This is a genomic window from Sphingopyxis sp. Q841, assembly GCF_052384365.1.
GTDB classification, from domain to species: domain Bacteria; phylum Pseudomonadota; class Alphaproteobacteria; order Sphingomonadales; family Sphingomonadaceae; genus Sphingopyxis; species Sphingopyxis terrae_A.
Map to the genome: position 1 here is coordinate 94,878 of NZ_JBQSUM010000002.1, position 21,688 is coordinate 116,565.

The 21,688-nt window shown below is 64.3% G+C and carries 15 protein-coding genes and 3 tRNA genes; 10 read left to right on the forward strand and 8 right to left on the reverse strand.

From position 1 onward, the window contains the following. Positions 1 to 38 precede the first annotated feature (38 nt). Positions 39 to 5,168 carry a hypothetical protein gene (locus ACT17R_RS10875; protein WP_444809440.1) on the forward strand — a complete coding sequence of 1,710 codons (5,130 nt, stop codon included), beginning with the start codon at positions 39 to 41 and terminating at the stop codon, positions 5,166 to 5,168. A gap of 60 nt (positions 5,169 to 5,228) precedes the next feature. Here ACT17R_RS10875 and ACT17R_RS10880 read toward each other — a convergent pair whose 3' ends face one another. The 4 genes from ACT17R_RS10880 to thyA all read right to left on the reverse strand — a co-directional run bounded on the left by ACT17R_RS10880 (position 5,229) and on the right by thyA (position 9,904). Continuing rightward, positions 5,229 to 6,539 (reverse strand): dihydrolipoamide acetyltransferase family protein, encoded by a 1,311-nt coding sequence (locus ACT17R_RS10880; RefSeq protein ID WP_003051498.1) that lies wholly within the window; start codon positions 6,537 to 6,539, stop codon positions 5,229 to 5,231. A gap of 5 nt (positions 6,540 to 6,544) precedes the next feature. Next, the gene (locus tag ACT17R_RS10885) at positions 6,545 to 7,549 is read right to left on the reverse strand and encodes an alpha-ketoacid dehydrogenase subunit beta (RefSeq protein ID WP_003051495.1); all 1,005 of its coding nucleotides are present in this window, start codon (positions 7,547 to 7,549) and stop codon (positions 6,545 to 6,547) included. Positions 7,550 to 7,578: 29 nt separating this feature from the next. Then, complete coding sequence (locus tag ACT17R_RS10890; RefSeq protein WP_444809441.1) at positions 7,579 to 8,874, reverse strand: 3-methyl-2-oxobutanoate dehydrogenase (2-methylpropanoyl-transferring) subunit alpha; 1,296 nt, start codon at positions 8,872 to 8,874, stop codon at positions 7,579 to 7,581. 94 nt (positions 8,875 to 8,968) lie between these two features. Further along, entirely contained in the window at positions 8,969 to 9,904 is a 936-nt protein-coding gene (gene thyA, locus ACT17R_RS10895) for a thymidylate synthase (protein ID WP_444809442.1), read from the reverse strand. Positions 9,905 to 10,035: 131 nt separating this feature from the next. On the opposite strand from thyA, the gene ACT17R_RS10900 reads away from it, so the two are divergent. Both ACT17R_RS10900 and ACT17R_RS10905 read left to right on the forward strand, forming a co-directional pair. Then, positions 10,036 to 10,464 carry a JAB domain-containing protein gene (locus tag ACT17R_RS10900; protein WP_062764867.1) on the forward strand — a complete coding sequence of 143 codons (429 nt, stop codon included), beginning with the start codon at positions 10,036 to 10,038 and terminating at the stop codon, positions 10,462 to 10,464. Between the two features lie 106 nt (positions 10,465 to 10,570). Then, positions 10,571 to 10,647: transfer RNA gene (locus ACT17R_RS10905), tRNA-Pro, on the forward strand. A gap of 181 nt (positions 10,648 to 10,828) precedes the next feature. Here the strand turns inward: ACT17R_RS10905 and ACT17R_RS10910 are convergent. After that, complete coding sequence (locus ACT17R_RS10910; RefSeq protein ID WP_234179024.1) at positions 10,829 to 11,704, reverse strand: N-formylglutamate amidohydrolase; 876 nt, start codon at positions 11,702 to 11,704, stop codon at positions 10,829 to 10,831. Positions 11,705 to 11,855: 151 nt separating this feature from the next. Here ACT17R_RS10910 and cpdR point away from each other — a divergent pair, with 151 nt between their 5' ends. From cpdR to ACT17R_RS10935, 5 genes are all read left to right on the forward strand, one after another. Beyond that, positions 11,856 to 12,233 (forward strand): cell cycle two-component system response regulator CpdR, encoded by a 378-nt coding sequence (gene cpdR, locus ACT17R_RS10915; protein WP_062764864.1) that lies wholly within the window; start codon positions 11,856 to 11,858, stop codon positions 12,231 to 12,233. A 73-nt stretch (positions 12,234 to 12,306) separates the two neighbouring features. After that, a tRNA-Val gene (locus tag ACT17R_RS10920) sits at positions 12,307 to 12,381 on the forward strand. A 51-nt stretch (positions 12,382 to 12,432) separates the two neighbouring features. Further along, positions 12,433 to 13,347 (forward strand): Rossmann-like and DUF2520 domain-containing protein, encoded by a 915-nt coding sequence (locus ACT17R_RS10925; RefSeq protein WP_082819951.1) that lies wholly within the window; start codon positions 12,433 to 12,435, stop codon positions 13,345 to 13,347. 13 nt (positions 13,348 to 13,360) lie between these two features. After that, positions 13,361 to 15,670, forward strand: a complete 2,310-nt coding sequence (locus ACT17R_RS10930; RefSeq protein ID WP_217373418.1) for an ATP-dependent helicase — start codon at positions 13,361 to 13,363, stop codon at positions 15,668 to 15,670. Then, on the forward strand, positions 15,667 to 16,719 hold the full coding sequence (locus tag ACT17R_RS10935) for an aspartyl/asparaginyl beta-hydroxylase domain-containing protein (protein ID WP_217373417.1): 1,053 nt from the start codon (positions 15,667 to 15,669) through the stop codon (positions 16,717 to 16,719). The genes ACT17R_RS10930 and ACT17R_RS10935 overlap by 4 nt, the downstream gene beginning before the upstream one ends. A 23-nt stretch (positions 16,720 to 16,742) precedes the next feature. On the opposite strand, the gene ACT17R_RS10940 is transcribed toward ACT17R_RS10935, so the two are convergent. Continuing rightward, a tRNA-Ala gene (locus ACT17R_RS10940) sits at positions 16,743 to 16,818 on the reverse strand. Between the two features lie 91 nt (positions 16,819 to 16,909). On the opposite strand from ACT17R_RS10940, the gene ACT17R_RS10945 reads away from it, so the two are divergent. Continuing rightward, positions 16,910 to 17,926, forward strand: coding sequence for an NADP-dependent oxidoreductase (locus ACT17R_RS10945; RefSeq protein ID WP_082819950.1), 1,017 nt, complete (start codon positions 16,910 to 16,912; stop codon positions 17,924 to 17,926). Positions 17,927 to 17,956: 30 nt separating this feature from the next. On the opposite strand, the gene ACT17R_RS10950 is transcribed toward ACT17R_RS10945, so the two are convergent. Continuing rightward, positions 17,957 to 19,318, reverse strand: coding sequence for a DEAD/DEAH box helicase (locus tag ACT17R_RS10950; RefSeq protein ID WP_217373416.1), 1,362 nt, complete (start codon positions 19,316 to 19,318; stop codon positions 17,957 to 17,959). A 135-nt stretch (positions 19,319 to 19,453) separates the two neighbouring features. Then, positions 19,454 to 19,984, reverse strand: a complete 531-nt coding sequence (locus tag ACT17R_RS10955; RefSeq protein WP_217373415.1) for a hypothetical protein — start codon at positions 19,982 to 19,984, stop codon at positions 19,454 to 19,456. A 177-nt stretch (positions 19,985 to 20,161) separates the two neighbouring features. Here ACT17R_RS10955 and ACT17R_RS10960 point away from each other — a divergent pair, with 177 nt between their 5' ends. Then, the gene (locus tag ACT17R_RS10960) at positions 20,162 to 21,604 is read left to right on the forward strand and encodes an FAD-binding oxidoreductase (protein WP_444809443.1); all 1,443 of its coding nucleotides are present in this window, start codon (positions 20,162 to 20,164) and stop codon (positions 21,602 to 21,604) included. Positions 21,605 to 21,688 lie beyond the last annotated feature (84 nt).

Consider the following 21,688-nt stretch of genomic DNA (forward strand, 5'->3'; position numbering starts at 1 on the left):
GCGCGCATGGCGCGGCACCGTCCCCTTCAGGACCGGCAATGACCTTCGGCTCGAAAACCCTCTCCTATGTGACCGCCCTGGTCGCGGCAGCCTTGCTGCCTGCGGCACCCGCGGCGCATGCGCAGGTGATTTCGAATACCGCATCGGCGCAGTGGACGGGCAGCGGCGGCGCGACGCAAGTGCTTTCCAATCGCGTCGATGTGACGGTGGTCGCAAGGCCGCCCGAGCAGCCGGTCGTCAGCACCTACCGCCTAGTCGACAGCGGCGGCAACAAATCGGCGCCGGTCGTTCCGACCCCCTGCGGCGGATCGATCATCGCTGCGCAAAGCCTGAGTGCGGCGAGCGCGGGCCAACTCATCCAGCTTGCCGGACCCTATGCCGGCCTGCCGACCAACCCGGCGTCGCTGCAGAGCACCGCCAGCTTCCGCGCGGGCGAAATGCTTGTCGTCGGCGTCACCCTCGCCTCCGCAAATACCGATCCGGCGCAGCGCGATCTGCTGCCCGTCAGCATCGACTTGCAGAATGGCGATCATGAACAGATCACGCTGACCGAAACCGAACCAAACAGCGGCGAATTTGTCGGTATTATCAACACGATCGGCGTTCCGCCCGCCGTGGTTGCCGGCGATTGCCGCCTGTCGGTCACGCCGGGCGCGCCAATTCAGGTCCGCGTCACCGATCGCGCCAATGCGAGCCTCGTCGCCATCGCGACGATCGACTTTCTGGTCGATCCCTTCGGCATCGTCTTCGACAGCGGCGATGGTTCGCCCGTCGCGGGCAGCCGCGTCACGCTGATCGACGCAGCAACCGGCCAGCCGGCGCAGGTGTTCGGCGACGACGGAACCTCCTCCTACCCGTCCACGGTCGTCACCGGGCAGAACGTCACCGACAGCGGTGGCACGGTCTATACCTTCCCCGCGGGCGACTATCGCTTTCCGTTCGTGGCGCCCGGCACCTATCGACTGCTCGTCGAACCGCCCGCGCCTTACACCGCGCCGTCGGCTTCCAGCCCCACGGATCTTGCGAGCTTGCGCCGTCCCGATGACGGTCAGCCCTTCACCATCACCGACGCGAGCTACAGCCGCGCCTTCACGCTTTCCAGCCCTGCCCCGGTGCGGGTCGATATTCCCGTCGATCAGCCCGGCCAGCCGTTGGTGATCGCCAAGACGACTTCGACGCAGGTCGCGGTGCCCGGCGATGTCGTCCAATATCGCATTACGGTTTCGAACCGCGATGCGCGGCGGACGACCGGTGCAGTGACGGTCGGCGACCAGTTGCCCGCTGGGATGCGCCTTCGCGCCGATACGGTTCGCATCGACGGCACCCGCGTCGACCCGACCGTGGCAGCCGACGGACGCAGCTTCAGCGTCGCCCTTCCCTCCATCGCACCCTCGGCGTCGGTCCTGCTAACCTATGTCGCTGAAGTCACGGTTTCGGCGCAGCCGGGCAGCGCGCTCAATCGCGCGACGGCGCAGGACAACCGCGGGACCGTCAGCAATGTCGCCGAAGCGACGATCGCGATCAAACGCGACCAGCTTGGCGACCGTATGACGATCATCGGCCGTATCACCGACGGCGGCTGCGCCGTCGACCCGGGCAAGGCGCGCGGAATCGGCGGCGTCCGCGTGATGCTCCAGGACGGCAGCTACACCGTCACCGACGAGGATGGGCGCTATCATTTCGAAGGCGTTCGCCCCGGCCTGCACGTCGTCCAGATCGATCCTTCGACCCTGCCGCTCGATCGCGCGCCGGTCGATTGCGCTCGCTCGACCGTCGATGCCGGAAGTGCGATCTCGCGCTTCGTCGAAGGTCGCGGCGGTTCGCTGAAGCGCGCCGATTTCCGCGCCGCGATAAGCGCGCCGCGCGCCGCCCCGGCAACCAATCCTGCCGAAACCCGCAAAACCCTCAGCGATCCCGAAGCCGCAGGTGCCAATCGCGACTGGCTTGCCGGCCAGGCACCCGGCATCGGCTGGTTGTTTCCCGAACCCGATCATAATCCGCGCGCCAAGTCGATCCGCGCCGCTGTCAAGCATCTGCCGGGGCAGCGCGTGACGCTCTGCATCAATGGCAAGCCGGTCAATGCGCTCAATTTCGAGGGCGTCAGCAAGTCGGCCGACGGGAGCGTCGCCGTCAGCGTCTGGCGCGGGATCGAGATTGCCGAGGGTGAGAATCGCCTCGAAGCAAAGGTCGAGGATGCGAACGGCGCGCCAGTGCAGACGATCGAGCGCAATGTCCATTATTCGATCACGCCGATGCGCGCGACGCTGGTGCGCGACAAATCGGTGCTTGTGGCGGACGGTGTCACGCGCCCGGTGATCGCGGTGCGTCTGACCGATCGAGACGGCAAGCCGATCCGCGCGGGACTGACGGGCGATTTCAGCGTCCCCGCACCCTATTACCCGGCGGTCGAGGCCGAAGCGCAGCAGGCGCGCCAGCTTGCCGGGCTCGAACGCGCGCAGCCGGTCTGGAAGACCGAAGGCGACGACGGTCTTGCCTTCATCGAGCTCGAACCGACGACCGCATCGGGGACGCTGACGATCGATTTCCGCTTTCGCGATACCAAGGTCGAGCGCCAGCAGACGATCGAAACCTGGCTCGATCCGGGCAATCGCCCGTGGACGGTGGTAGGCTTTGCGGCTGGAACGCTCGGCTACAATACGCTGGACGACCGTATGGAAGCGGTCGCGGAGAAGCTCGACGACCTCAACGCCGACGCCCGACTCGCGCTCTATGCCAAGGGCCGCATCCAGGGCAAATGGCTGATGACGCTGGCCTATGACAGCGACAAGGAACAGGACGACGCCCGCTTTGGCGGCGTGATCGATCCGCGCGCCTATTACACTATTTACGCCGACCGCAACGAGACGCGCTATGATGCCGCGTCGGTTCGCAAGCTCTATCTGCGGCTCGAACGGCCGCAATTCTATGCGATGTTCGGCGATTTCGAGACGGGCATTTCGGAGCCGCAGCTCGCCCGCTATCAGCGCGCGCTCAACGGTGCCAAGGCGGAGTATCGCGGGCGCAACCTCGCCGTGACGGCCTTCGCCGCCGATACGCCCTACCGCTTCCGCCGCGACGAGATTCAGGGCAATGGCCTGACCGGTCCCTATCAGCTCGCTGCGCGGGACATTCTGCCGAACAGCGACCGCATCACGATCGAAACGCGCGACCGGCTGCACAGCGAACGCATCGTCGACAGCAAGACGCTGACGCGCAACATCGACTATGACATCGATTACGCCGCTGGCACGCTGCGCTTTCGCGAGCCGATACGCAGCCGGTCCTCGGCGCTAGATCCGCAGTTTATCGTCGCCGAATATGAAGTCGATGGCGTCGGCGAACGCGTGCTCAATGCCGGCGGCCGCGTAAGCTATCGCAGCGACGACGACCGGCTGCGCGTCGGCGCGACGCTGATCCACGACGAGGATAATGATCGCAAAACCAACCTCGGCGGCATCGATGCGCGCTTCCGGCCCGATACCGATACCGAGGTTCGCGCCGAAATCGCGGTCAGCGACGCAAGCAGCAAGGCGGGCAGCAGCAACAGCAGCCCCACCGGAACCGCGAAGGCGTGGCTGATCGAGGCCGAGCATCACAGCAGCAGCGCCGACTTCCTGGCCTATGTTCGCGAACAGGAAAGCGGATTCGGCACCGGTCAGATCAGCAGCAGCGAAAACGGCACGCGCAAGTTCGGCTTCGACGGACGGCTGCGCGTTGGACGCCAGCTTTCGGTGACGGGCAGCGCGTGGCAGGAAGATTATCTTGACACCGATGCCCGCCGCCGGGCGGCGCGCGCGCTGGTCGAATATGACAATGGCACCACGCTGCTCCGCGCCGGACTGACCCACGCCGACGACCGGCTCAGTGACGGCAGCACCAACAAATCGGACATCGTCCAGCTCGGTGCGACGCAGCGGCTGTTCGACAAGCGCCTCGAACTCGATGCGCAGAGCGAATTTGCCTTGGGCGGACAGGATGCAAGCGTCGATTTCCCGACCCGCCAGCGGCTCGGCGCGCGCTTTGCGATCACGCGCGACGTCAATCTGGTCGGCAGCTACGAAATCGCCGACGGCAGCAGTGTCAAGGCCCGTACCGCGCGGCTGGGCTTCGACCTCGCGCCGTGGGCCGGGGCACGCCTGCTCGCGACCGCCAACCAGCAGGACATCAGCGAATATGGCCCGCGCAGCTTTGCGGCCTATGGCCTGTCGCAATCGCTGCGGCTCGGCGAGCGCTGGTCGGTCGATCTGTCGGTCGATGGCAACCGCACCTTGGGCGGTATCCGCGCGAGCGATGTGCTGAACGCGGGACAGCCTGCGGCGTCGGGTGGTTTCCTTGCGGGCAACGGGACACTGACCGAGGATTTCGTGGCGGTCAGCACCGGCGCCAACTACCGCGCCGACCGCTGGACGATCACGGGTCGCGCCGAATATCGCGATGGCGAGCTTGCCAATCGCTATGGCCTCACGCTCGGCGGGCTGCGCCAGCTTGGCGAAGGCCGGGCGCTCGGCGCGCTCTTCACCTATGCGAAGGCCAGCGGCGCCGGCACCATGCCGTCGACCGAAGTGATCCAGTTCGAACTCAGCTGGGCGCATCGTCCCGCCGATTCGCGGCTGTCCTGGCTCAACAAGACCGAAGTTCGCTCGGACAAGGTGCGCGACGCGGTCGCGGGTCAGGCCGGGCCGATCGGCGGCGCGGCGCTAACAATCGACGGCGACGCAACCAGCCGCCGCGTCATCAACAGTCTGTCGGTCAACTGGTCGCCGCTCGGTGATCGCGGCGACCGTCGTGAAGGCGACCGGCTATGGTATGAACGCGGCGAACTCAGTTTCTTCTGGGGCACGCGCTATAATTTCGACCGTTTCGGCGCCGATGACGTCAAAGGCTGGTCGAACATGTTCGGCGCCGACTTCCGCTTCAATCTGGGTGAGCATGTCGACGTCGGCGCCTCGGGCAGCGTCCGCGTCGGAACCGGCGGCGATACCGTCACCTGGGCCGCCGGCCCGACGCTGGCTCTCGCGCCGATGGCCAATGCGAATGTCACCTTCGGCTATAATTTCGCGGGCTTCCACGACCGCGATTTCGAGGACGCGCGCTTCGCCCGCTCGGGCGCCTATGTGACCTTCAAGCTGAAGTTCGACCAGACGAGCTTTGCCGGGCTGGGATTGTAACGCAGCTTGGATAGCCGTCATTGCGATCGCAGCTAAGCTCCTCGCAATGACGACATAGACTCAGTCCGCGAACAGCAGAACCGGCGTCTCGATCAGCTTCTTGAGCGCCTGCACATAGCTTGCGGCGTCCCAGCCGTCGACTACGCGGTGGTCGCAACTGATCGACAGGTTCATCAGCTTGGCGCGGCGGATGTCGTCGCCGTCAAAAACCGGGCGTTCGACGATCTTGTTCGGGCCGATGATCGCGACTTCAGGCCGGTTGATCACCGGCGTCGTTGCGATACCGCCGAGCGGGCCGAGCGAGGTGACCGTCAGCGTGCCCCCCGTCAGCTCCTCTACCTTCGCCTTGCCCGTGCGTGCGGCCTCCGCCAACCGGCCGATTTCGCTCGCGAGCTGCCACACATTCTTGTCCTGTGCGTCGCGGATCACCGGGACCATCAGTCCGGCGTCGGTCTGCGTCGCCATGCCGAGATGGACGGCACCATGCCGCGTCACAACACCCGCTTCGTCGTCGTAACGTGCGTTGATCATGGGAAATTCGGGAATCGTGCGGCAGATCGCGACGATCAGGAACGGCAGCATCGTCAGCTTAGGCCGACCGCCGCGATTGGCATTGAGGTCGGCGCGCATCGCTTCGAGCGCGGTGACGTCCATTTCCTCGACATAGGTGAAGTGCGGGATCGCGCGCTTCGACGCCGCCATATTCTCGGCGATCTTGCGGCGCATGCCGATGACCTTGACCGGTTCGTCGGCGCGGGCGCGGCTGGCGCCCGGGGCGTGATAGCCCTGCCCGCCGCTGTAGCGGAGGAATGCGTCGAGATCGGCATGGCGAATCCGCTCGCCATCGGAATGGACCTGCCCCAGATCGATGCCCAAATCCTTCGCCCGAGCGCGAACGGCCGGCGACGCGAGGATGGCTCTACCCTGTTCCGTTCGGGCTGGGCTTGTCGAAGCCCCGTCCTTCTTTTCAACGGTGGAAGACAAGGGCGGCGCTTCGACAGGCTCCGGGCGGGCGGCTTGGAGGGACGGCGGCGCTTCCGCCACCGCAGCCTCTTCGACGCCCGGCGTTTCGGCCGCGATGTCCTCTTCGAATTCCTCTTCGGCGATCATGTCTTCGACCGCGGCTTCGCCGTCGGTTTCGATCACCGCCAGCGTCGAGCCGATCGAAACCATGTCGCCGACGTCACCGGCGAGTTCGACAACGACCCCCGACACGGGCGATTCCATTTCGACCGTCGCCTTGTCGGTCATCATGTCGGCCAGTTGGGCGTCCTCCTCGACGCGCTCGCCGATCTTGACGTGCCAGGCGACAATCTCGGCCTCGGCGATGCCCTCGCCAATGTCGGGCAGGCGAAATGAATAGCGAGCCATGGCGGTCAATCCTTCATGATCTTTTCGAGCGCGGTCGCGATGCGCACCGGCCCGGGGAAATAAGCCCATTCGAGGCTGTGGGGGTAAGGCGTGTCGAAACCCGTCACGCGCTCAACCGGCGCCTCGAGATGATAGAAGCAGCGTTCCTGAACGAGCGCCGCCAGTTCGGCGCCAAAGCCTGAGGTGCGCGTCGCTTCATGGATGATGAGGCAGCGCCCGGTCTTCTTTACCGAGGTTTCGATCGCATCGATGTCGAGCGGCAGCAGCGTCCGCAGGTCGAGGATTTCGGCGTCGACGCCCATCTCCTCGATCACCGTCTTGGCGACGTGGACCATCGTGCCATAGGCGAGCACCGTCACCGCCTCGCCGGCGCGTACCGTCGCCGCCTTGCCGAGTTCGATGCGATAATAATCTTCGGGGACCGCGCTCGCATCATGCTTCGACCAGGGTTCGACCGGGCGGTCGTAATAGCCGCTGAACGGGCCATTGTAGATACGTTTGGGTTCGAGGAAGACGACGGGGTCGTTATCCTCGATCGCTGCGATCAACAGGCCCTTGGCATCATAGGGGTTCGACGGAATGACCGTCTTCACGCCGCAGATATGCGTCATGATGCTTTCGGGCGACTGGCTGTGCGTCTGGCCGCCAAAAATGCCGCCACCGAACGGCGTGCGTACCGTCATCGGGCAGATAAAATCGTTCGCTGAACGATAGCGCAGCCGCGCCGCCTCGCTCACGAGTTGGTCGAGCCCGGGGTAGATATAGTCGGCAAACTGGATTTCGGGGACCGGACGCAGGCCATAAGCGCCCATGCCGACGGCGACGCCGATGATGCCGCATTCGTTGATGGGGGTATCGAAAACACGCGTCTTGCCGTGCTTTTTCTGCAGGCCCGCGGTAGCGCGAAAGACGCCGCCGAAAAAGCCGACGTCCTCACCCATCACGACGGTGTTAGGATCGCGTTCGAGCATGATGTCCATGGCGCTGTTGATCGCCTCGATCATGTTCATCGTCGTCTTGGTCTGGGTTTCGCCGGCCATCATTCGGGCTTCCAATTGGGGCCGAACTTCTTTTCCTGTTCGGCCAGCATTTGATCGCACTGCTCCTTGAGATGCCAAGGCATTTGCTCGAAGACATCCTCAAACATCGTTTCGAAAGGCTGGTGCATGCCGTGACCCAGAATCCCGAGCTTTTCCGACTGCTTCTGCGTCGTCTTTACCAGATCGTCGAGCTCGGCGCGCAGCGCATCATGCTGGGCATCGTCCCATTCGCCTAGCGCGATCAGATGCTGCTTCAGGCGCGCGATCGGATCGCCGAACGGCCAGGCGCTCGCTTCCTGCGCTGCGCGATAGGCACTCGGGTCGTCCGAGGTGCTGTGCCCTTCGGCGCGATAGGTGAAATGTTCGATCAGCGTCGGACCGTTATTCGTCCGCGCCCGGTCAGCCGCCCATTGCGTCGCGGCATAGACGGCAAGCGGGTCATTGCCGTCGACGCGCAGGCCGGCGATGCCATAGCCGACGGCGCGCGCCGCAAAAGTCGTCCGCTCACCCCCGGCAAAACCCGAAAAGCTGGAAATCGCCCACTGGTTGTTGACGACGTTGAAGATGACCGGCGCGTTATAGACGGTCGCAAAGGTTAGCGCCGAATGGAAATCGCCTTCGGCCGACGACCCTTCGCCGCACCACACGGTCGCGATGCGGCTGTCGCCCTTCGAGGCCGATGCCATCGCCCAGCCGACTGCTTGGGGATATTGCGTCGCGAGATTGCCCGAAACGCTGAAAAACCCGTGCTCGGGCGCCGAATACATGATCGGCAATTGCCGCCCGAGCAGATGGTCGCCGCGGTTCGAATAGATCTGGTTCATCATCTGGATCAGCGGATAATCGCGCGCGATCAAGATGCCTTGCTGGCGGTAGCTGGGAAAGCACATATCGGCGCGGTCGATCGCCATCGTCGAGGCGACCGAGGTCGCCTCCTCGCCGGTGCATTTCATGTAAAAGCTGGTCTTGCCCTGGCGCTGGGCGCGGAACATGCGGTCATCGAAGGCGCGGACGAGCATCATGTAACGCAGCATCGCCCGCAACCGTTCGGCGCTGAGCTTCGGATCCCACGCGCCCTTCGCCTGCCCGTCAAAATCGAGCACGCGGACAAGGCCGTAGCACATATCGCGCATCGCATCGGGCTTGGTCGCTTCGCCCGGACGCGGGGTCGCCTCGACCGCCGGAACATCGATATCGCCAAAGTCGGGCGTGTCGCCGGGGCGATAGCGGGGTTCGGGAATATGGAGCGACAGCGGCGGCAGATTGCTCGCCGGGCGCCGATGCGTTTCGGGCATATCTTCGTCCCTTCAGGGCGCGAATCGCCGCGCCGTTATATTTCAATTGGACGACATATTATTACTTCCTGCATAGCAATGCAATGGCGGCCTCTCAGACCGCGACGGGCGCGGAAATGTGCGCCTGCGGGGCGTAATTCTCGACCGCGAAATCGTCGAACGCATAATCGAAAATGCTCGAAGCCTGCCGAAGGATGCGCAATCGCGGTGCGCCCGATGGAACGCGCCGAAGCTGCTGTTCCACGAGCTCTGCGTGATTGAGGTAAAGATGGACGTCGCCGCCGGTCCACACCAGTTCATGGGCATGAAGACCGCATTGCGCCGCAACCATTCGCGTCAGCAGCGCGGCTTCGAATATGTTGAAGGCAAAACCCAGGCCCAGGTCGCACGACCGCTGGAACAGAAGGCACGACAGTCCGCCGTCGCTCCGCACATGAAACTGATAGGTCATGTGACAGGGCGGCAGCGCCATGCGGTCGAGATCGGCGACATTCCAGCCTGTGAAGATATGCCGGCGCGATCCGGGGTTGTTGCGGAGCGAGTCGATCAGCGCGGCGATCTGGTTGTGCCCCTGTTCCGCGCGGCGGAACAGCCCCTCGCCCGCCGGCTCATAGCGCGGCCAATTGACCCACTGATGACCATAGACCGGCCCCAGATCGCCCCACGCCGCCGCGAAATCAGGATCGGCGACGATCCGCGCCTCGAACGCTTCGGCGTCGATCTGCTCGCCCGTCGCGCGGCGATATTTCTCGAGCGGCCAGTCGGTCCATATGCGGACGCCCTGCGCAACGAGCGGTCGGATATTGGTGTCGCCGGTCAGGAACCACAACAGCTCGCGCAGCGCCGTTTTCCAGTACACGCGCTTGGTTGTGAGCAAGGGAATGGCATCGTCGCGCAGCGAAAAGCCCATCGTTTCGCCGAACAGCGAGCGCGTCCCGACCCCGGTGCGGTCGACGCGTTCGTCGCCTTCGGTCCATATCCGACGCATCAAGTCGAGATATTGAAGTTCATAATGGATGGATTCGGACAAGACTCGCTCCCGGCATTGCGGCCTCTTTGCTAGGCGGCAGCGGCGCGCCTCGCAAGCGCCCCGCCCGACCTTGCACCGTTTCGGCCCAGTCCCGGCTTGGCGCGGACCGCCCTGGAGCGCAGATTTCGGCTATGGCGCTCGCTTTCCCACCTGCCCGCCCCTTCGATGGCACGACGCTGAGCGGCTTCGTCGATCGCGACGCGGAGGACGCGGTGGCCCGGGATCTGCTGCGCGCCGAGTTCCCCGCTGACCGCGAGCGGCTGATCCTGGCCGGATTCGATGGTTTCGGACGCCTGATGCGGATCGAATGCTGCGAAGGCGGTATCGACGGCCGTTGCACGATCGCCCCTGCCTGCTGGCACCGGCTGATCGGCCGGGGCGCCGCGACCGTGTTGATGGCGCATAATCATCCATCGGGCTGCGCCTACCCGAGCGAAGCCGATCTGGCGGCGACCGGCGAGGCGATGGATTTTCTCCGCCGAATCGCCGTCGATTTGACCGATCATCTGATCTTCGTCGATCATGGTCATTTCAGCTTTCGCCGCGCGCAATTGCTCTAAATCGGCGAATATCGCCAAAGCTGCCGATTGACGCTTGAAGTTCCGAAAAGGCGCGTCTAGAGGACCGCCCTGCCCTCGCGCCGGTCCGCCGGCGCCAGAGATCGGTCGGGGAGTAGCTCAGCCTGGTAGAGCACTGTCTTCGGGAGGCAGGGGCCGGAGGTTCGAATCCTCTCTCCCCGACCAGTTTCGCATTGCTGCAGATTTTGCACAGACGCGTCTTGTAACGTGTCGCGACCCATCCTAAATTGATCCTACGCCGCCATGGTTTTCCCCCTTTCCATCGCGGCGAGCGCCTCGTCCTAGCGGACGTGGGTGCGTCCTCCCTGGACCCTGGCCACCTCGTACTCCGGTACGAGGTGGTTTTTTATTCGGCGGCCAGCGGCAGCATGTCGCCATCGGGACGCATCTGCCCCGCCGCATCGATCAGGCCGGCGAACCAGCGTGCAAGCGCGCCCGAACGGGCCGCATCGACGCTCTTGTCGGGGTGCAGATAGAGGCTCCGGTCGATTTCGATCTGAACCGCGTGGACGCCCGCCAGCGGTCGCCCGTGCGTCCGCACGATATGCCCACCCGCATAGGGCTGGTTGCGCGTCACGGCGACGCCGAGCCGTGCGGCACTGTCGAGAAGCAGGTCGGACAGCCACTCGCCCGCGGACGTGCCGAAGCGATCGCCGATCACGATGCGCGCCCCATGACCTGGCTGTCCGGACGGAATCGAAGGCATGCTGTGCAGGTCGATCAGAATGGCGTGGCCGAAGCGATCACGCGCCGCAGCGAGTTCTTCGGCAATTGCTGCATGATAGGGCCGATGCAGCGATTCGAGACGCCAGTGCAGCGCGGCCCGGTCGATCGGACGTTTCCACAATGTACCGCAGTCGGCGAGCCGCGTCGGCACGACGCCCAGCCCGGCGCGCTCCTTGCGGCCCGGCGCCGAAAATTGTGCGCGAAGCGGCACTGCGACCTCGGCGGGCGCCATCTGCCCCTCGCCGCGATTGCAATCGGCGACAGCGCGCGCCCACAGCGCCTGCACCACTGTCGCGCCGGCCTCGACCGCACCCGCCGCGATGACATCGCACCAGCGATCCTCCAGCCGCTCGAGATCGGCGATCGGCACGCGCGCCGCTGCAAGTATTTCAGGCGGATAGAGGCGCCCGGCATGCGGGATCGACACGACGACGGAGCCTGGCGCGTCGGGACGTTGGACCGCGATTGCGGCGGGCGGAAGGGTGCGGTGGGGCATCGATATGAGAGGGTGGCAAAAAAGCGCCGACGAATCCAGCGGCGCGGGAATTTGTTAAATCTCTCCCGCTATGACACAGTTTCATTCGAGGGGTGCGGTACGCGCGATTACACGGTCGGGCGCAGCCGGAAGACAGGGGCAGAATTTTACGATGATCCGCATCTTGCTCGCCGAAGATGATGATGTGATGCGCGAATATCTGGCGCGGGCGCTGACCAGCGCGGGTTATCATGTGACCGCGGTCGACCGCGGGACCGAAGCGGTCCCCTATATCGATTCGGGCACATTCGACCTGCTCCTCTCCGACATCGTGATGCCCGAAATGGATGGTATCGAGCTGGCGCAGCACACCGCAAAGGCGGCGCCGCAAACGCAGGTGATGTTCATCACCGGATTCGCGGCGGTATCGCTGCGCGCCGAAGAGAATGTCCCGCAAGCCAAGCTGCTGTCCAAGCCCTTTCACCTCAAGGATCTGGTGCGCGAGGTCGATATGCTTTTCGGCCGCGCCGATCGCAGCAACCAACAATAATTTCAACTTTGCGCGCGAAGGGCTTGCCAGCCTGCGCCGAGGCCTTTAAGGGGCGCGTCACCCCAAAACGTGTGGGCGTGTAGCTCAGTGGTAGAGCACTGTGTTGACATCGCAGGGGTCGCAAGTTCAATCCTTGCCACGCCCACCATTTTCCTCCCTTTCGATTAGCCCTGATCCCGTCGCCGGGTGGCGGCAGACCATGATCTGCCGTATCGCAGACATCATGAACATCGACATATTTCGGCGGATCGGAATCGTAGGATCGGGCCGCGTAGCGCGCGCCTTGGCGCTCGGACTGAAGCCCGCGTCGCACAAACCGCCCTTGCTATGGGGACGTTCGCCCGAACAACTGGCCGAAGCGGAGCGGCAAGTCGATGGCATCGAAACCACCCCCAACCTTGGGGCACTCGTCCAAACATGCGATGCGATTGCGATCGCCGTTGCCGATGACGCCCTTTCCGGCATCGTGGCCACGTTGGCGGCCGAAGCATCCAAGACGCCGTCCTCGCCTTTCGTTTTCCACGTCAGCGGCCGTAGCGGAGCCGCGCCTCTGGCGCCGCTGCGCGATGCGGGCTGGCTGACGGCCGCTATCCATCCGGCGATGACCTTCACGGGCAACCCGCCGGGTGAAGTCGCGCGGATGGCGGGCGCGCGCTTTGCGATCACCGGCTCAAGCGTCGACGCGGCCGTGCAAGCCAGGCGGGTCGTCGGCCTGCTCGGCGGTGTTGCGGTCGAAATTCCCGAAGAGCGCCGCGCGCTTTATCACGCGGCGCTCTGCCACGCGTCGAACCATCTCGTGACGCTGATTGCCGATGCCGCGCAGGCTCTTGAACGCGCGGGAGTCGCCGCGCCGCGCGCGCTGCTCGCGCCGCTGGTGCAGGCTGCTCTGGACAACAGCCTCGACCGCGGGTTCGGTGCCCTTTCGGGACCGTTGCTGCGTGGCGACGTTCAGACGATCCGTGATCATGTTGCGGCGCTTGCCGCGCATGATCCCGACCTTGTCGCCGCATATCGGGCGATGGCGGTTGCCACGATAGACCGGCTCGAACACGAGGGCGCCCGGCCCGACGCAGCGCTGCGCCGCGCACTGGACAGCAGCGGCGCTGTTCCCTAATCGTTCGCGCATAATGGATACCCCCTCATCCCTCCCCGAATTGCCGCCGCCCTCGCCGTCGGATCCGCCCTATCTGCAGGGCCTGAACGGCCCGCAGCGGCAGGCCGTTCTCACCACCGAAGGTCCAGTGCTGATGCTCGCCGGGGCCGGCACGGGCAAGACCGCCGCACTGACGGCACGGCTGGCGCATATCATCGCGACGCGGCGCGCCTGGCCGTCGGAAATCCTGGCCGTCACCTTCACCAACAGGGCAGCGCGCGAGATGCGCGAACGCATCGGGCGGATGATCGGCGACGCGGTCGAGGGCATGCCCTGGCTGGGCACTTTTCACAGCATCTGCGCGAAAATGCTGCGCCGTCACGCCGAACTCGTCGGCCTGCAAAGCAATTTCACCATCCTCGACACCGACGACCAGCTTCGCGTGCTCAAGCAGATCATCCAGACCGAGGGACTCGATGAAAAGCGCTGGCCGGCGCGCCAGCTCGCGGCGCTGATCGACAAGTGGAAGAACCGCGGCCTGACGCCGCCCGACCTCGATGCGGGTGACAAGGAAGCCTATGCCGACGGCAAGGGCGGCCATTTCTATGCGCTGTATCAGGCGCGGCTGAAGACGCTCAACGCCTGCGATTTCGGCGACCTGCTGCTGCACATGCTGGTGATCCTGAAAAATCACCGCGATGTGCTCGAACATTATCAGCAGCGCTTCAAATATATCCTCGTCGATGAATATCAGGATACCAACGCCAGCCAGTATCTCTGGCTGCGGCTGCTGGCGCAGGCGCGCAAGAATATCTGCTGCGTCGGCGACGACGACCAGTCGATCTATTCGTGGCGCGGCGCCGAGGTCGCGAACATCCTGCGCTTCGAAAAGGACTTTCCCGGCGCGACGGTAATCCGGCTCGAGCAGAATTACCGATCGACCCCGCAGATATTGGCGGCCGCGTCGGCGCTGATTGCGCAGAACAGCGACCGCCTCGGCAAGACGCTGTGGACCGAACTCGATGCGGGCGACAAGGTGCGCGTCGTCGGCGTGTGGGACGGCCCCGAGGAAGCGCGGCGGATCGGCGAGGAACTGGAAGATTTGCAACGCCGGCGGGTTTCACTTGACCGCGCCGCCATCCTCGTCCGCGCACAGTTCCAGACCCGCGAATTCGAGGATCGCTTCATCGCGATCGGCATGCCCTATCGCATCGTCGGCGGCTTCCGCTTCTATGAGCGCGCCGAAATTCGCGATGCGCTCGCCTATTTGCGCCTCGTCCAGTCGCCAGCCGACGATCTGGCGTTCGAGCGGATTGTCAATGTCCCGAAGCGCGGATTGGGCGACAAGGCGGTGGCGCGGATCCACCAGTTCGCGCGGATCGACCGGACCCCGCTGTTTCATGCGGCGTCACGGATCACCGAAACCGACGAGCTGACTCCGCAGGCGCGGCGCCAGCTCGCCAATTTCGTTGCGATGATGCGCGGCTGGCAATCGAAGGCGGGCGAGCTGTCGCATCCCGAGCTGACGCAGCTCATCCTCGATGAATCGGGCTATACCGCGATGCTGCAGGCCGATCGCAGCGCCGAGGCGGCGGGACGGCTTGAAAACCTCTCCGAACTCGTTCGCGCGATGGAAGAATATGACTCGCTCGAAGCCTTCCTCGAGCATGTCAGCCTGGTGATGGACCGCGACAATGACGACCAGACCGAAACGGTGACGATCATGACGATCCATGCCGCCAAGGGCCTCGAATTCGATCATGTCTTCCTCGCCGGATGGGAGGACGGGGTCTTTCCGTCGCAACGCGCGATGGATGAGGGCGGGACGGCGAGCTTGGAGGAAGAGCGCCGACTGGCCTATGTCGCGATCACCCGCGCCCGTCAGCGCGCCAGCATCTATCATGCCGCGAACCGGCGCATCTACGGCCAGTGGATGAGCAGCATCCCGAGCCGCTTCATCGGCGAAATCCCGCCCGAGCATGTGGCGAGCGAGAACAGCTTCGGTGGTGGCCAGAGCCTTTGGCGGGCCAACTGGGCGGCGCAGGGCGATCCTTTTGCGCATGTTGCCGAACGCCAGCCCGCCCGCACCATGACGCGCGGCCCGGCATGGCAGCGCGCGGTCGCCCAATCATCGACCGTCACCCGCGCGCCCGCGCCATCCGAGCGAGCGCCCGCCGCATCGGTGGGAGCCAAGCCGCGCGCCGACCTCGCCATCGGTATGCGCGTGTTCCACGAAAAATTCGGCTATGGCGAAATCATCGACATCGACGGCAACAAGCTGGAGGTCGAATTCGAGCAGGCGGGCGCAAAGCGGGTGCTCGACGGCTTTGTGAGGGCGGCATGACAACCAAGGATGAATGGCTGCGCAAAGCACACGAAGCCCATGGCAGGGGCGATTCAGCCGCCGAAGCAGCGGCGCTCGACGCGCTCATTCGAGCGGATCGGACCAACATCGCGGCGCTGATCGCGATGGCGGAACTCAAGCGTCGGCTCAATGACGAGCGTGCCGCCAGCAGCTTCTACCGCTTGGCGCTGGCAACCGCGGCCCAGGCTCGGGACGTGCATCCTGCGCTGCACCCTTCGTTGCAAAGAGCGGAGCAATATTTGTCCGATGTCGACAATGTTCTGGCCGACCACCTGTTCAGCCGCCTTCGCGCAGCCGGACTCGACCAACGCACCGCGACCCCGCGTGTAGCTGAGGCTCTGCGGCTATTATCGGGCGAACAACCGCTGTATCAGCAGCAGCCTAATATGTTCTACTTTCCCGGCCTTGCGCAGCGGGCATTTTTTGATCGGTCGGAATTTGACTGGGTTTCCGAAGTGGAGACCGCCACCGCCGCCATCCGCGACGAACTGCAAGCCTTGTTGAACGATCCGGGCGAACATTTTTCGCCCTATGTCGCGGCCAACCCCGATCGACCTCCGCCCAACAATCCATTGCTGGACAAGCCGGACTGGGGAGCGGCTTGGCTGTGGCAAAGTGGCGAGATTGCAAGCGGCATGGATCGCTTGTGCCCGCAAACTCTCGCAACGCTGGCGCTCGCCCCGCAGCCAGTGATCCCGGGACGTGCACCCATAGCGTTGTTTTCCCGTCTCAAACCCGGAACCCACATTGCGCCACATCACGGGCTGCTTAATACTCGGCTTATTTGCCATCTGCCACTCGTAGTGCCCGATGGCTGCGGCATCCGCGTCGGCGCCGAAACGCGCGCATGGCGCGAAGGTGAATTGATGATCTTCGACGACAGCTTTGAACATGAAGCGTGGAATCGCGGCACCAGCGACCGCACAGTGCTGTTATTCGAGATATGGCGTCCCGACATCGACACCGACGAACGCGAGCAGCTCACGATGCTGTTTTCTGCCATCGACGCCTATGATGACGGTCACTGATCAAAAAATTCGAGGAATGTCGCTGGTGGAGCCGAGGGGAATCGAACCCCTGACCTCTGCAGTGCGATTGCAGCGCTCTCCCATCTGAGCTACGGCCCCGCGACGGGGCGCTCTTAACGGGACTGGTTGACACTGGCAACGGCTTTTCTGACGATAGGAAATATCTTCGGATAATTGGGGGGAACGATCGATGGCGAAGGCATGGCATCTGGTGCGTCGTCCGCAAGGATTGCCGACGATCGACGATTTTGCGCTGCACGCGCTTCCCGATCTGCCGCTCGAAACCGATCAGCTTCGCGTGCGCAATCACTGGCTGTCGGTCGACCCCTATATGCGCGGCCGGATGAACGATGCCAAAAGCTACGCCGCCTCCTTCCAGCTAGACCAGCCGATGACCGGCGGAGCGATCGGCGAAGTCGTCGAAAGCGCAATGGACGGCTTTGCGCCGGGCGACATCATCCTGCACATGGGCGGCTGGCGCGACGGCGGAACCATCGGGCTGGAGATGACGCCCACCAAGCTGCCTGCCGATCTGCTCGCCGCTGGCATGCCGCCCCAGACCTTTCTCCACAATATGGGGCTGACCGGGGGCACCGCGTGGATCGGCCTTCTCCGCATTGCAGCGGCAAAGCCCGGCGACACGGTTTTCGTGTCCGCCGCCGCAGGCGCCGTTGGCTCGGCGGTGGTCCAGATCGCCAAAGCGCGCGAGATGACGGTTATCGGCTCCGCCGGCGGCGCAGAAAAATGCGGCTGGGTCAAGGATCTGGGAGCCGATGCCGTTGTGGATTACAAGGCGGGCCCGCTGGTCCCCGCGCTCACCGAAGCGCTGGACGGTCTCGGCAAAAGTGGCATCGACGTCTATTTCGACAATGTCGGGGGAGATCATCTCGACGCGGCCTTCGCACTCGCCAATGATTTCGCCCGCTTTGCCATCTGCGGCATGATCGACGTCTATAATGACGGAAAGCCCCAGGAAATGCGCAACCTGATCCGGACGATCCCGGCGCGTATCCGCATGGAGGGCTTTATCTATACCGACCAGTTCTTCGACTGCATGGAAGAATTCTACGCCGACATGGCAGGGCTGATCGCGAGCGGTGCGGTGACGATGCGTGAAACCGTGCGCGACGGGGTCGAAGCGGCGCCCGACGCGTTCCTTGGTTTGTTTTCCGGCGCGAATATCGGAAAGATGCTCGTCCGCGTCTGACGCGAACGCACCGCCGATCCGGGCCCGGTTTTAGCTACCGAAACCGACCGAAAGGAAGCCCGGCATCGGGCCGTTCCAGCCGTCGTCGGGTTCGTCGTCGCGAACCGGCTTCTGGCGCGGCGCATCAGGTGTCTTGCGTTCGGGGCGCCTGGATACGCTGCTTTTGGATTCCGCGCGGGGTGCATCGTCCTTCGATTTCGGTTTCGCACCGCCGCGCCGGCTCTTCTTCGCTTGCGGCGGTTGCTTTTCCTCAATCTCTTCGGTGGGTTCCTGACGCTCGCCGCCCGCAAAGATATCGATCTTGTGGCCGGTCAGCTTCTGGATGTTGTCAACCGCCTCCGCATCGGACGGGCTGACGAGCGTGAAGGCCCGGCCCTTCGCCCCTGCCCGCCCGGTACGTCCGATGCGGTGGACATAGTCGTCGGGATGCCAAGGCGCGTCGAAGTTGAAGACGTGGCTGACGCCCTTCACATCGAGACCCCGGGCCGCGACGTCGGACGCGACGAGGATGTTGATATCGCCCTTTTTGAAGCGATCGAGTTCGGCAATGCGGCTCGACTGATCCATGTCGCCATGGATCTCGCCCGCGCGATAGCGGTAGCGTTGGAGCGATTTGGCGAGCTCACGCACGGTCGTCTTGCGATTGCAGAAGATGATCGCGGTGCTGATATCCTCTTCCTCGAGCAGCCCGCGCAGCGTTTCGCGCTTGCCGCGCTCGCTGGTCTTGACCAGGAACTCGGTAATATTGACGTTGGTGCTCGCGGGCCGCGCGACTTCGATCGTCTTGGGATTCGACAGGAATTTGTCGGCGAGCTTCTTGATCGGCGGCGGCATCGTCGCCGAAAAGAGCAAGGTCTGGCGATTCGCCGGCAGCTTGGTGCAGATATTCTCGATGTCCGGAATGAATCCCATGTCGAGCATCCGGTCCGCCTCGTCGATGACGAGGAGGTCGCAGCCGGTGAGCAATATCTTGCCGCGCTCGAACAGGTCCATCAGGCGGCCGGGCGTCGCGATCAGCACATCGACGCCCCTTTCGAGCGCCTTGATCTGATCGCCCATCTGGACGCCGCCGATGAGCAACGCCATCGAAAGCTTGTGATATTTGCCGTATTTTTCGAAATTCTCGGCCACCTGCGCCGCAAGTTCGCGCGTCGGTTCGAGGATCAGCGAGCGCGGCATCAGCGCGCGGGCGCGGCCATGCGCCAGAATGTCGATCATCGGCAGCACAAAGGATGCTGTCTTGCCGGTGCCCGTTTGCGCGATGCCGATAATGTCGCGCATCATCAGAACCGAAGGGATGGCGCCCGCCTGGATCGGTGTCGGTTCGTCATAGCCCGCTTCGGTCACAGCGCGCAAAAGTTCGTCGGAAAGGCCGATGTCGGCAAATTTCATAAGGTCATCATGTCCGGAAAAATGTTGTAGCACGGCTTCCCACGCCAGCCGTTGCTGCCGCGCCCCTAGGGGAAGTGGCGGTGAAAAGTCAAGAAAAGCCGACCGATCTGGCCGAAAAATCGCGCGCCGCCCCGCTCAGTCGTCGTCGCGCGCCACCGGGACGAGCAAGCGAAACTCGTCTACCTCGCACTTTGCGCCGGTCCGCGCATGGATTTCGTCACGGCCTTTGCACAGCTGCCCGTCCTTGTTTCCCTTCATGTAGAATCCGGCATAGAAGTCGAGCGCCCGGCAGCCACGGTTCAACTGGGCACGCAGCAACTGCTTCTGGCGGGTGATGAGGTCGATGCTGTCGCGCTGCACCGCCTCCATCCGCACGATGTTCTTCATCGCGACGCAGCGCGGCCCCTTCTTTTCCTTCCAGACCACCTGCGCTTCGCGCGGACGAACGGGCGGTGGCGGCGGGGCGGGGGCTGCGAAATTATTGATCGGACTACGCTGTGCCGGAACACGGATGATGATCTGCTGCTCGATCACGACCTGGAAAAAGCCGACATCAGGGGGAACAATGGCGGGCATGGACGCCTCCACCGGCGGCAGCGTTGCCGCAATGGGCACGTCCGACGCGGGCGCAGCCGCCGCGACCAGCACGGCCAGCGCCGTCACCATGGATGCGCCCGCTCCGCATCACTGTGCCAGGCCATGGCGTTCACCCGATACTCCCGTTCGCTGCAAAGCCCCATAAGGTGGCAATTCATCTGCCAACCCTTTAACGACCATGATTGAACAGCAAATGAATTGATGTCGACCCCTATTGCGCGCCCGCGCCCCAACGAGACGCCCTGCATGACCCAACCGCCCTCCGCCGACCTGCTCAACCACCTCGCCGATCTGCTGGGCCCCAAGGGGTTCAGCCGTGATCCGGACGATATGGCACCCTGGCTCACGGATTGGCGCGGCCGTTATCGAGGCCAAGCGGCCGCCATGCTTTCCCCGGCCAATCGTGACGAGGTCGCCGCAGTCGTCAGGCTCTGCGCCGCGGAGCAGGTTGCCATCGTCCCGCAAGGCGGAAACAGCGGCATGGTTGGTGGCGCAACGCCCGACGCGACGGGCAACCAGCTTCTGCTCAGCCTGCGGCGCATGAACCGGATCCGTGATATCGACGTCGCCGCCGGATTGGCGATCGTCGAAGCGGGGGTCGTGCTCGAACATCTGCATGGTGCAGCCCTTGCGCACGGACTGCGCTTTCCGCTCACCCTCGGCGGCAAGGGGTCAGCGACGGTCGGCGGGCTGGTTTCGACCAATGCCGGCGGAACGCAGGTGTTGCAGTTCGGAACGATGCGGGCGCTGGTCGAAGGCGTTGAGGCGGTTCTGCCCGACGGCGAGCTTCTCGACGCGCTGGCCCCGCTCAAGAAGGATAATCGCGGCTATGACCTGCGGCATCTGTTTTGCGGCGCCGAGGGCACGATCGGCGTCGTCACCGCCGCGACGCTGCGCCTCGTCCCCGCCGCCGCCGCGCGCTGCACGGCGTGGACCGGCCTTGCTTCGCCCGACGATGCGCTGCGCCTCCTGCGCCGGCTCGGCGCCGCGCTCGGTCGCACGCTCGAAGGCTTTGAACTCATCCCCGACGCCTGCCTGCAGGCCGTGCTGCGCCATATTCCACAGACCCGCGCGCCGCTCGTTGCCTCCGATCCCTGGTATGCGCTCGTCGAGCTGGCCGGTGATGATGGTGATGCGTTGACCGAAGCGCTGGAATCATCGCTTGCAAAGGCACTCGAGGACGGGCTGATCCGTGACGTCGCGATTGCCAAGAGCGAAAGCGAAAGCGAGCAATTCTGGCGTCTGCGCGATTCGATCTCGGAGGCCGAGCGCGCCGAAGGTCCGGCCCTCCAGCATGACGTCAGCGTTCCAGTCGACCGGATGCCGCAGTTCATTGCGGAAAACCCCGCGCGCCTCGATGCCGCATTTCCGGGTACCCGGGCGCTGTCCTTCGGCCATCTTGGCGACGGAAACGTCCACCATCATGTCCAGCCACCAATGGGCGTCGACGGTCGTGCATGGCTCGCGGCGCATGGTGAGGACGCAAGCCGGATCGTCTACACCCACGTACTCGAACTCGGCGGCTCGATCTCGGCCGAACATGGTATCGGGCAGATGAAGCGCGACATGCTCGCCGAACTCGACAGCCCCGCCCGCCTCGCCGCGCTGCGTGCGGTGAAAGACGGACTCGATCCGCGGGGGCTATTCAATCCCGGCAAGTTGGTCGCCCAGAAGGCGCCCTTGGCCTAACGCCCCTTGCGCCGCGCCGCGCCTGCCAATAAGGCGCGCGATTATTCCTTTCGCCCTCGATCCCTTTGGGGGCGCCAATCCGGA

What these genes read in the sequence shown, in the direction of transcription:
- cpdR (WP_062764864.1), top strand. Translation starts at nt 11,856, where the DNA reads ATGATCCGCATCTTGCTCGCCGAAGATGATGATGTGATGCGCGAATAT.
- ACT17R_RS10885 (WP_003051495.1), bottom strand. Translation starts at nt 7,549, where the DNA reads ATGAACATGATCGAGGCGATCAACAGCGCCATGGACATCATGCTCGAA.
- ACT17R_RS10900 (WP_062764867.1), top strand. Translation starts at nt 10,036, where the DNA reads ATGGCGCTCGCTTTCCCACCTGCCCGCCCCTTCGATGGCACGACGCTG.
- ACT17R_RS10890 (WP_444809441.1), bottom strand. Translation starts at nt 8,874, where the DNA reads ATGCCCGAAACGCATCGGCGCCCGGCGAGCAATCTGCCGCCGCTGTCG.
- ACT17R_RS10930 (WP_217373418.1), top strand. Translation starts at nt 13,361, where the DNA reads ATGGATACCCCCTCATCCCTCCCCGAATTGCCGCCGCCCTCGCCGTCG.
- ACT17R_RS10960 (WP_444809443.1), top strand. Translation starts at nt 20,162, where the DNA reads ATGACCCAACCGCCCTCCGCCGACCTGCTCAACCACCTCGCCGATCTG.
- ACT17R_RS10925 (WP_082819951.1), top strand. Translation starts at nt 12,433, where the DNA reads ATGATCTGCCGTATCGCAGACATCATGAACATCGACATATTTCGGCGG.
- ACT17R_RS10955 (WP_217373415.1), bottom strand. Translation starts at nt 19,984, where the DNA reads ATGGTGACGGCGCTGGCCGTGCTGGTCGCGGCGGCTGCGCCCGCGTCG.
- ACT17R_RS10910 (WP_234179024.1), bottom strand. Translation starts at nt 11,704, where the DNA reads ATGCCCCACCGCACCCTTCCGCCCGCCGCAATCGCGGTCCAACGTCCC.
- ACT17R_RS10880 (WP_003051498.1), bottom strand. Translation starts at nt 6,539, where the DNA reads ATGGCTCGCTATTCATTTCGCCTGCCCGACATTGGCGAGGGCATCGCC.
- ACT17R_RS10935 (WP_217373417.1), top strand. Translation starts at nt 15,667, where the DNA reads ATGACAACCAAGGATGAATGGCTGCGCAAAGCACACGAAGCCCATGGC.
- ACT17R_RS10875 (WP_444809440.1), top strand. Translation starts at nt 39, where the DNA reads ATGACCTTCGGCTCGAAAACCCTCTCCTATGTGACCGCCCTGGTCGCG.
- ACT17R_RS10950 (WP_217373416.1), bottom strand. Translation starts at nt 19,318, where the DNA reads ATGAAATTTGCCGACATCGGCCTTTCCGACGAACTTTTGCGCGCTGTG.
- ACT17R_RS10945 (WP_082819950.1), top strand. Translation starts at nt 16,910, where the DNA reads ATGGCGAAGGCATGGCATCTGGTGCGTCGTCCGCAAGGATTGCCGACG.